This window comes from Methylobacterium bullatum (genome assembly GCF_014845095.1).
GTDB lineage: Bacteria > Pseudomonadota > Alphaproteobacteria > Rhizobiales > Beijerinckiaceae > Methylobacterium > Methylobacterium bullatum.
Window position 1 is genome coordinate 1 of record NZ_NKUG01000118.1, and the last position, 9,335, is coordinate 9,335.

General features: G+C 65.8%; 9 protein-coding genes. 4 read left to right on the forward strand and 5 right to left on the reverse strand.

Annotation, left to right across the window (positions count from 1 at the left end):
* Nucleotides 1–524: 524 nt before the first annotated feature.
* Nucleotides 525–902, forward strand: coding sequence for a hypothetical protein (locus tag MBTS_RS16705; protein ID WP_018042483.1), 378 nt, complete (start codon nt 525–527; stop codon nt 900–902).
* Between the two features lie 137 nt (nt 903–1,039).
* Here MBTS_RS16705 and MBTS_RS24040 read toward each other — a convergent pair whose 3' ends face one another.
* Complete coding sequence (locus MBTS_RS24040; protein WP_280529932.1) at nt 1,040–1,162, reverse strand: hypothetical protein; 123 nt, start codon at nt 1,160–1,162, stop codon at nt 1,040–1,042.
* Between the two features lie 543 nt (nt 1,163–1,705).
* Here MBTS_RS24040 and MBTS_RS16710 point away from each other — a divergent pair.
* Complete coding sequence (locus MBTS_RS16710) at nt 1,706–2,038, forward strand: SWIB/MDM2 domain-containing protein (protein ID WP_018042485.1); 333 nt, start codon at nt 1,706–1,708, stop codon at nt 2,036–2,038.
* A gap of 85 nt (nt 2,039–2,123) precedes the next feature.
* Here the strand turns inward: MBTS_RS16710 and MBTS_RS16715 are convergent, their stop codons facing one another.
* Both MBTS_RS16715 and MBTS_RS16720 read right to left on the reverse strand, forming a co-directional pair.
* The gene (locus MBTS_RS16715; RefSeq protein ID WP_018042486.1) at nt 2,124–2,921 is read right to left on the reverse strand and encodes an SDR family NAD(P)-dependent oxidoreductase; all 798 of its coding nucleotides are present in this window, start codon (nt 2,919–2,921) and stop codon (nt 2,124–2,126) included.
* Between the two features lie 66 nt (nt 2,922–2,987).
* Nucleotides 2,988–4,343 (reverse strand): MFS transporter, encoded by a 1,356-nt coding sequence (locus tag MBTS_RS16720; protein WP_192216069.1) that lies wholly within the window; start codon nt 4,341–4,343, stop codon nt 2,988–2,990.
* 158 nt (nt 4,344–4,501) lie between these two features.
* On the opposite strand from MBTS_RS16720, the gene MBTS_RS16725 reads away from it, so the two are divergent.
* Both MBTS_RS16725 and MBTS_RS16730 read left to right on the forward strand, forming a co-directional pair.
* Nucleotides 4,502–5,503 (forward strand): alpha/beta fold hydrolase, encoded by a 1,002-nt coding sequence (locus MBTS_RS16725; protein ID WP_192216066.1) that lies wholly within the window; start codon nt 4,502–4,504, stop codon nt 5,501–5,503.
* Nucleotides 5,504–5,530: 27 nt separating this feature from the next.
* Nucleotides 5,531–6,397 carry an NAD(P)-dependent oxidoreductase gene (locus tag MBTS_RS16730; RefSeq protein ID WP_192216067.1) on the forward strand — a complete coding sequence of 289 codons (867 nt, stop codon included), beginning with the start codon at nt 5,531–5,533 and terminating at the stop codon, nt 6,395–6,397.
* A 24-nt stretch (nt 6,398–6,421) separates the two neighbouring features.
* Here the strand turns inward: MBTS_RS16730 and MBTS_RS16735 are convergent, their stop codons facing one another.
* Together MBTS_RS16735 and MBTS_RS16740 are read right to left on the reverse strand one after the other, a co-directional pair.
* The gene (locus tag MBTS_RS16735; protein ID WP_192216068.1) at nt 6,422–8,710 is read right to left on the reverse strand and encodes a calcium-binding protein; all 2,289 of its coding nucleotides are present in this window, start codon (nt 8,708–8,710) and stop codon (nt 6,422–6,424) included.
* A 121-nt stretch (nt 8,711–8,831) separates the two neighbouring features.
* A complete protein-coding gene (locus MBTS_RS16740; protein WP_056143956.1) occupies nt 8,832–9,317 on the reverse strand; it encodes an MmcB family DNA repair protein in 486 nt (161 codons plus the stop codon).
* Between the last annotated feature and the right edge of the window lie 18 nt (nt 9,318–9,335).

The window sequence follows — 9,335 nt, forward strand, 5'->3', positions numbered from 1 at the left end:
GGGCAGGGGGCGCGGCCGGGGCGGCCGGCGCTGCTTCGCTCGCCGGGCCGTTGACCGGGGCGTTGCCCTCCGCCGCTGCTGCGGCGGCGGCCCAAAGGGTGATCGACGCGGCGGCGACCATCCGGACAGTTCTGAACACGTGCGTTCCCCGAAGAAGCATCTCGCCGGCTCCCGCTCAACCTGAGCCATTCCGATGAGTTCCCACCTGCCATGGGACGGACGGCGTATGAGGGCGGACCAAGGCGAAGTTGTGGATGAGGGCGGGTCGATCGGCGACGATGCGGCTCGCCGCGATGTCGAGTTGGCAAGAACCGGACCGTCGCGGCCATGGTGGCGTGGAGTATGGGGGGTGTCCAGACGAACCGGTGGACGATCACCCCGAATTTTCCCTCAGGTCGAGGGGGGAGGTGTGACAAACGCCCTGCGATCGTCTGGTTTTCGCCTTTTGTGCATCGTAGAGATGCGCGCAAGCGTGCCGGACCACCCGCGCGAACCAGGGTGGAATACTTTTGAGGATCAAGTCGATGCGTATCCCGTCGAACGTCTGCGCCGTGGCGCTCATCGCGGCGGCCCTGGGCGGATGTCAGGCGCTGTCCGGCAATTCAGGCGTCATGCCCGAGAGCGAAGTGGGGCCTCCGCCGTCCATGCGTGGCTCGGTTCCCGGAGCCCAGCGCCCGCGGGCGGCCGAAGTGGACCCCGACGGCGTGCCTCTGCAGACGGCGCCGACGCGGCGGCTCGACCTGCCGAAATCGGCCGGTGGCCAGGCCCGCTCGCAGGCGGAGTCGGAGCGGCGTATCCGCCGCGAGGATATCGAAGGCGATACGACCAGCCGGTCGAGCTCCGGCGGTCTCGCTCCGCAGATGGGCTCCGGCGGCAGCGTCGGCCTCGGCGGCAAGTTCTGAGGAACGCTCGCGAAACTCGCGGTCATCGCCGCCTTCCGTTTCCGGCCGGGCGGCGATGCGGGAGTTTCGTGAAAGGCACTGCAACGGCTCCTTCCGCACTGCGGAAACGCTGCATGCGGAAAGCGTGATCTCGACGGTCAGATCAGGTCGGCGCCACGTGTGTCGGCTTCGCCCCGACTCTCGGCGGCGACGAGTCCGGCAAGACCAGCGAGGAACGCGCCGGAAGCGACGATGGTGAGGGAAACGACTGCGATGATCATGCGCGGAGTGTTCCTCATCGAGTTTAAGGGATCGTTGCATTGTCCGGGTCGGGCGATGCGCCTGCGTCCTCGATGACGGTCGGTCGAAAAAAATTCCATCCTCGCGCCTTGCGGTCAGAACAGGCCCTCGATGCTTCGGGACGCCGTCGTCAGCCCACGCGCTTCGCACCGGCCGCATTGCTTTGAGCCGGATGACGCGTCGGTGGCGCGAATCCCCCTCGGCCGTGCCGGCAGCCACACAAGCCGTTGTTAGCGTGAAGCTTTTCGGAAAAAATCTCCGGTCCACGGCCGCAATGACGTCTCGTCGGCCTGCTGCGAAGCGTGGCTGCACTGGCGACCGCCCATGCCACGGAGATTGTGTGTGATCGATGATCGAAAGGGCTGCAGGGTCCCCGTTATCCCCGTCCCTTCTGTGGATGGGCGGTGGGTCTACGTGATTCCCTCTTGGAACGCTCTCAGCACCGCTTAGTTGTTGCAGCTATGCGCTCCGAGGCCCCTGGCCGTGGGCGTGACGGCGCTCGAAGCCAAATTCCGGAGGAACTCATGGCAACCAAAACCACCACCAAGGCAGCCGAAAAGCCGGCCGCCGCCAAGAAGGCCGCTGCTCCGAAGGCCGAAGGCGCCGCCAAGCCGAACGCGCTGCAGCAGCCGCTGAAGCCCTCCGAGGAACTCGCAGCCGTGGTCGGCGCCGCAGCGCTTCCGCGCGGCGAGGTCGTCAGCAAGGTCTGGGAATACATCAAGAAGCACAATCTCCAGAACCCGGAGAACAAGCGCGAGATCCTGGCCGACGACAAGCTGAAGAAGGTTTTCGGCAAGGACAAGTGTACCATGTTCGAGATGAACAAGCACCTCGCGGCCCATCTCAAGTCGGCCTGACGCCGATGCGGCCCGGCGCTTCGACAGCGCCGGGCAGGCTCTTCGAGACGGCGATACGGCCGCTCCCGGTTCGGGTGGGTCGGCCTCAGGCGATGTGCCGGATGACCCCGCCATCCACACGCAGAGCGGCGCCGCTGGTGGCGCTCGCGGCCGGGCTGCAGATATAGGCCACCATGCTGGCGACCTCCTCCACGGTCGCGAGGCGACCGATCAGTGAGGTGGAGCGGTGCTCGGCGACGAAGTCCCGTCCCAGCTTGTCGAGGTCGACCTCGCCGGTATCCTTCGCCATTTTCGCCATGAAGTCCGCGACACCCTCCGAGAGGGTCGGACCGGGAAGCACGCTGTTGACCGTTACCCCGCTTCCGGCCACGGTCTCGGCGAGGCCGCGTGATACGGCGAGCTGCGCCGTCTTCGTCATGCCGTAATGCACCATCTCCACCGGAATGTTCAGGCCGGACTCGCTGGATATGAAGACGACCCGCCCCCATCCCGCCGCGACCATGCCCGGCGTGTAGGCGCGGGAGAGGCGGATGCCGCTCATGACGTTGGTCTCGTAGAAGCGAAGCCAATCCTCGTCGGGTATCTCGAAGAACGGCTTCGGCTCGAAGATGCCGGTGTTGTTCACCAGGATATCGACGGCCGGCAAACCCTTCACCACCGCCTCCGCACCGCTCGCCGTGGCGATGTCGCCGGGCGCCGCGATGAAGCAGGTCGTGCCGGTTTCCTCGGTCAAGCGCGCGATCGCCGCCCGGACCCGGTCCGGTGTGCGCCCGTTGACGGCGACGGTTGCACCCATTCCGGCAAGGGCCTTGGCGATGCCGTAGCCGATGCCGCCGGTCGAGCCGGTCACCAGCGCGCGTCGCCCCTTCAGATTCATGTCCATGAATGTTCCTCCGTTGGCAGCCTCGTGGATCAACGCCCGAGGCGATGGGTGGCTGCGTTCGGTGGATCAGCCCGTCGGCTGGCGCCGCATGATGCTGGAGACGGCACCCGCCGCTGCCATGGCGCAGGCGCACCACAGAGCGGTTCCGATGGAGACCGCCGTGCCGCTGGCGTGGGTGAGCCCGAAAATGACGGCGACGAGGGCCGCGCCCAGCGACTGCCCGGTCAGCCGCGCCGTCGATTGCATGCCGCTGGCTCCGCCGCTGCGCGAACGCGGTGCGCTGGTGACGATCACCTTGTTGTTGGGCGATTGGAACAGCCCGAAGCCGACGCCGCAGACGGTCAGCCGCCAGGCGATATCAAGGAGGGACGGGGCGGCGGGGAGCAGCGCCAGCGCCGCAATGCCACCGGACATGAGCGCCAGCCCGATTCCGCCGAGAACACCCGGGGCGTACCGGTCGGCGAGGCGGCCGGATATCGGCGCCGTGATGGCGATGGCGATGGGCCAGGGCGTCATCAGGAAGCCGGTCTCGGTTGCCGAGAGGTGCAGCGCATCCTGGAAATAGAAGGGCAGGGCGACATAGGCCATCATCTGCGCCCCGAACGAGGCGATGGAGGTCACCATCGACAGGGCGAAGGCGGGAATGCGCAGCAGATCCACCGGTAGCAGGGGCGTCGGGAGCCGCGCCTGATACCGCACGAACACGGTGCCGACCGCGAGCCCGGCTGCGATCTCCGCCAGGGCGAGCCAGCGCCCGTTCGCCTCGCCGATTCCATCGAGCCCGATGATGAGAAGGCCGAAGGTGAGGGCGTTGAGGATCGCGCTCGGGACGTCGAACCGCGCCCCGCTCACCGGCGTCACCGGCAGGGTCCGCGCCGCCACCGCCAGGGCCACGAGGCCGACGGGTAGGTTGACCAGGAACAGCCAGGGCCAAGTCGCCACGGATAGGATCGCGGCGGCCACGGTGGGGCCGGTAGCGGAAGCCATGGCGACGATGAAAGCGACGTTGCCGACGCCCCGGCCGATCATGCGGTGCGGGTAGATGAACCGCACCAGAGCGATGTTCACGCTCATGATCCCGGCGGCGCCGAACCCCTGGGCGATGCGCGCGACGATGAGCCCGGGCAGGGATGTGGAAAGAGCGCAGGCGAGGGACGCCGCGACGAACAGGACGAGGCCGCCGAGATAGACCTTGCGATAGCCGAGGATGTCGCCGAGGGAGGCCAGCGGCAGCAGCGATGCTGTCACCGCGATCTGGAAGCCGTTGACCACGAAGATCGCCGAGGCCGGACTGACCCCGAGATCCTTCGCCATGGCCGGAAGGGCCACGTTGACGATGGCCCCGTCCAGCACCGCCATGGTCATGGCGAGTCCGATGGCGAGGAGCGCCAGCATGCGTTCGCGCACCGGCAGGCCGTCCATCGGTTTGTCGGGGACCGGCCCGGTCGTGCCGCCGCCAGGGGGAATTGCCTCGTGCGTCATCGCACAAAGCCGTGGACGATCCCTGCTCGCTTCGGCAAGTGCCCTATGTCACCCCTCGGCAAGGGGGGCGGCATCGTTACCCCCTTCGGAGGAATGACATGCGTCTGGCGACACTCCTGCTCGGCTGCCTGCTCGCGCTGTCGCCCGCCGCCGTGCGAGCCGAGGATACAGGCCCTCTCGGGATCGGGCTCGAAGGGTTCGCCTATCCCTATCCGGTCTGGTTCCTCGACCTGACACGGGACAACGAGCGCCAGCGTCTCGCCTATATGGATGTCACGCCGACCGGGACGCCAAATGGACGCACAGTGCTGTTGCTGCACGGCCGCAATTTCCCGTCGAGTTACTGGGAGCCGGTGATCGGCGTGCTGGCCGGTGCGGGCTACCGCGTGGTCGTCCCGGACCAACTCGGCTTCGGCAAATCGTCGAAGCCGGTGGGACCGTTCAGCTTCGACGTGATGGCGGCGGAAACCGTATCGCTTCTCAATGCCCTCAATCTCCCGCGGGTCGACGTGGTCGCCCATTCCATGGGCGGTATGCTGGCCGCCCGCCTCGCCCGAAACGCGCCGAACCGGGTGAACAGCCTCGTCCTCGAAGCGCCGATCGGTCTCGAGGATTATCGCTTCACCGTCCCGCCGGTTTCCAACGACACGCTTCTGCGGATCGAGGGCGGTGTCACCGGGGACGTCTACCGGCGCCAGCTGATGACGAACTACGCGCTGTCGCTTCCCTCATCGGCGATCGAGCCCTTCGTTTCGATACGCGAGCGCGTCAAAGGCTCAGGCGAGTATCCGCGCTGGCTCCAATCCTTCGTCAATTCCTACCAGATCATCTGGGGACAGCCGGTGGTGCACGAGATCCCGCTGATCGCCGCGCCGACGCTGTTCGTCATGGGCGGGAACGACCGCAACGCACCGGGCAAGCCTTTCGCCCCCGAGAACCTGCGCGCCGCCATGGGCGACAATGCCGGCCATGCCAAAGCTCTGGCGGCACGGATGCCCGATGGGCGCGCTGTCGTCTTCGACGGCATCGGCCACCTCGTCCATATGGAAGCGACCGATCGCTTCAACGCCACGATGCTCGAATTCCTCAACGGCCATTGAGCCGGGACAAACTAAGGAAACACTCAGATGGATGTCGGCGTGATCGGGTTGGGCCGGATGGGCCGGGGCATGGTTCAGAGCCTCGTCCGGGGCGGTCATCGGGTGAGGGTCTGGAACCGGACTGCATCCGCCGCCGACGGTCTCGACGGGGTGACGGTCGTGCATAGCGCGGCGGACGCCTTCACCGGGGATGCGGCGATCACCATGCTCGCCGACGACGCGGCCCTGCGTTCGGTGATCGTGGAGGGCGGGCTTCTCGATTCCGGCACGCGGCCCGGCCTGCATCTCAGCATGAGCACGATCTCGGTGGCGCTCGCCCAGGAGCTCACCGCTATCCACGAGCGGGCCGGCGTGCCCTATATCGCCGCCCCCGTCTTCGGCAGGCCGGACGTGGCGCAGAACGGTGCCCTGAACATCGTCGTCGCGGGAGACCCTTCCGTCATCGCGAAGGCGCAACCGCTGCTCGACGCCCTCGGCACGAAGACCTGGCCCTTCGGAACCCAGCCGTACCGGGCCAATGCGGTGAAGCTCGCGGGCAACTTCATGCTGATCGCGGCCATCGAGGCCATGGGCGAAGCCGCCGCCTTCGCCGAAGGGCATGGCGTCGCCAGTGCCGATCTCCTCGACCTTCTCACCAACACGCTCTTCGCCTCGCCGGTCTACAAGGGCTACGGCGCATCCATCGCCGCCGGGCGTTACGAGCCACCGGGCTTCGGTCTGAGGCTCGGGCTCAAGGATATCGGCCTCGCCCTCGCGGCATCGGGTCAGGCCGGCGTACCGATGCCTTTCGCCAGCGTGCTGCGCGACACCCTCATCGACGCCGTCAGCCACGGCGACGGCGACAAGGATCTCGCCGCCCTGGCGCTGGTCTCGGCGCGGCGAAGCGGGCGTTGAAGGCAGACCCGCTCCGGTGCGGTGCTATGAGACGAGGAAGTCGGAGGCCGTCAGAAATCCGACACTCCTGACCGTCGCGAACTGGACGGCCTGCTCGGCGCCGCTACCGTCCGTATCGTATGAGAGGGCGCCCGTGTAGTAATCGTAGAGGATACGGTCGCTCGCATCGACCGTACCCGTGCGAATGTTCTTGAACGCAGCGCCGGACAGATCGCCCTCCACCAAGCCTTTGAAGATCGCGTTCTCCAGCCTGATCGTATCGGTGCCGTGAAAGAAATCGGTGATGCTGTCGATGTTGTCTTTCCCGAGCTTCGTATCGAAGACGAACGCGTCCTTCCCGCCGGAGCCTGCCAGTACGTCCGTCCCCAACCCGCCATTGATGACGTTGTCGCCGTACGTGCCGGCGATCGCGTTCGCGAGATTGTTGCCGGTGAGATCGATGGCGAGATAGGGGTCTTCCTGGCTGCCGATCAGGAACTCGATGGACTGGTCCTTCGCGAGCGTGAAATCCGAACTGGCATAGACCGTATCGGTGCCCCGGTCCTTTGCCTCGATGACCTGATCCCGCTTACTGCTGACATAGTAATCGTCGTTGCCTGCAAGGCCCTTCAGGACATCGATACCGGCTCCACCATCGAGACGGTTGTTGCCCGCATTGCCGGTGACCGTGTTCGCGAGCGCATTGCCGACGCCACCGATATCGCCCTTGCCCGTCAGCGTCAGGTTTTCGACATTGGCCGAGAGCGTATGATCGATCGATGACAGAACGAGGTCCGTGCCCGCGCCGCGCTTCTCGATCACCACGTCGCCGAAATGGTCGATGACGAACGTGTCGTTGCCGATCCCACCCTCCATCCGGTCGATACCTTTGCCGCCATCGAGGGTGTCGTTGCCCGCTCCGCCGATGAGATGGTCGCTTCCGGTATAGCCAAAGAGCGTGTCGTTGCCGCCGAGACCGTCGATCCGGTCGTTCCTGGCGGAGGCCATGGCCCCTTTGAGCAGGTCCGCGCCCGACGTCGCGCCCTTCACCTGGAACGGGTCGGCCGTCGAAATGGAATAGATCTGGAAATCGGTGTCGCTGTCCGTCCGTTCGAGTCCCGTCTCGTGACCCGACTTGAGGAGACCGAACGTGCCGTTCTGCAAGGCCACGATCTGAGGCAGTTCGGACCGATGCCCGCTTCCGATCGCTTCCGAATAGAAGTCGAAAACCTGCCCCGTGGCAGACCCGTCCGCGTTGTAAAGCAACCCGCGCGCGGTCGTCAGGATCTTTCCATCCGCCACATAGGAAGATCCGAGGACCAGTTCGAGCAATTGCCCGTTCGAGAGAGTCGTCACGGACACGATGTAAGCGTTGTCGAACGTGTAGGTCTGGGCGAGCGTGACCGCTTTGGTGATGCTTCCGTCGAGACCAGCCTTGTAAGTCGATGCTGCGATATCGGTGAGGACATCGGTCTGGACGCCATTAGCGGCCTTCTTGATGTCCCGCCCCTCATAGGCGACGGCAAATCCGCCATTCTGGTCGGCGGTGACCGAGTAAATCACCTTCGTTTCGTATCCGCCCGCAAACTCGGCCACCTGGCCGAGTTTGAACGCTTCGCCCGGCACCTTGCCGTCTGCGGTCACCACGCGAGCCATGAGGGTCGAGGTGACACGGCCCATATCGACCCAGGTCGCGAGATAGCGACCGTCCGATAGGGCGGTGACTTTGGTCGAATGGGTCTGGTCGTCGTTCACCGAGCGGTCGACGACGGCGGTCGCGACGAAGCGGTGGTTCTCGTCGATGATGTCGACCGTCCGGATCTTGCTGGTCGATCCCTGGGCGATATGGGCGAGGGCCATCGCACCGTTCTGCGCGAAGGCGACGCTGTTGTCGTAAGCGCTCAGGAACGGCTCGTCCGTATCGGACAGGGAGGTGATCTTCGTGGTGTAGAAGGGCGTGAAGGTCCCTTTCGCGTCCACGGTACCGAGGCTGTACTTTGCCTTCTGATATTGCGTCGAAAAGCCGCCGAACGTGCCGTCGACGTAAGTGCTGTCATAGACGCCGATGACGACAGATCCGTCGTCTCGGACGGACAAGGCCTCTACTTGGAGGTCGCCAAGGGAAAGCGGTCCTTTCGAAGGAACGCCGGTCGCCCCGAAGCTGGTCAGGGTGACGGGGTGCGTGCCAGGTTCGCCGCGCGGGCCCGGAACATAACCGCTGGTGAGCAGGGCGAACCCGGCTTTTGCCTTCGGCACGATGAGGTCGAGACTGTCGGTGCCGACGACCGGCCCAAGGTCGATCGGCTCTCCATTCGCTACCAGCACCGCCGACATGTCCGCTCCTCAAAGAAGAATCCGGCAGGTGGTAGGGCGGGGCTCATACAATCTCAATCGCGAATTGAACCTCGATTCCGTCAGCGCGGAGGCGTGCTGTTTCTGCAACCTGTCGCGTCGCTTAGAGCGCTCCCTCCCGCACGGCCCCCGGATCGGCGAGCGAGTGCAGCAGCCGCGCGGCGGAATGGGCGAAGCGCAGGGTCACCGCCTTGCGGCGGGCGCCGCTCAGCACATGGTCGACCGGGTCGCGCAGGATCGCGGCGCTGTAGCCGTCGGCGATGATCAGCCCGGCCTCGTCGGGCGTCAGTCCTTCGGGGAGGGAATCGGGAACGGCGAAATAGAAGCGGTCGCAATAGTCCCGGTAATCCGGCCACTTCTTGTCGGCGCGGAAGTCGGCGACGCTGGACTTGATCTCGACGATGGTCAGCCGGCCCGCTGGGCACAGGGCAATGATGTCCGCCCGCCTTCCGTTGGCGAGGGAGAATTCCGGGATCGTCACATGGCCGAGGTCGGCGAACAGCCGGCGGACCCCGCGCTGGACCTGGAGCGCGGTCGCCGATTGCCGGCGGTCCGGCGGCAGGACGAGATGGGCGAGGGCTGCTGACATGGCTTCGCTTGGGGATGG

Bases quoted from the DNA above. Each gene is read 5' to 3' on its own strand.
- MBTS_RS16705 (WP_018042483.1), top strand. From the start codon at position 525: ATGCGTATCCCGTCGAACGTCTGCGCCGTGGCGCTCATCGCGGCGGCC.
- MBTS_RS24040 (WP_280529932.1), bottom strand. From the start codon at position 1,162: ATGATCATCGCAGTCGTTTCCCTCACCATCGTCGCTTCCGGCGCGTTC.
- MBTS_RS16710 (WP_018042485.1), top strand. From the start codon at position 1,706: ATGGCAACCAAAACCACCACCAAGGCAGCCGAAAAGCCGGCCGCCGCC.
- MBTS_RS16715 (WP_018042486.1), bottom strand. From the start codon at position 2,921: ATGGACATGAATCTGAAGGGGCGACGCGCGCTGGTGACCGGCTCGACC.
- MBTS_RS16720 (WP_192216069.1), bottom strand. From the start codon at position 4,343: ATGGACGGCCTGCCGGTGCGCGAACGCATGCTGGCGCTCCTCGCCATC.
- MBTS_RS16725 (WP_192216066.1), top strand. From the start codon at position 4,502: ATGCGTCTGGCGACACTCCTGCTCGGCTGCCTGCTCGCGCTGTCGCCC.
- MBTS_RS16730 (WP_192216067.1), top strand. From the start codon at position 5,531: ATGGATGTCGGCGTGATCGGGTTGGGCCGGATGGGCCGGGGCATGGTT.
- MBTS_RS16735 (WP_192216068.1), bottom strand. From the start codon at position 8,710: ATGTCGGCGGTGCTGGTAGCGAATGGAGAGCCGATCGACCTTGGGCCG.
- MBTS_RS16740 (WP_056143956.1), bottom strand. From the start codon at position 9,317: ATGTCAGCAGCCCTCGCCCATCTCGTCCTGCCGCCGGACCGCCGGCAA.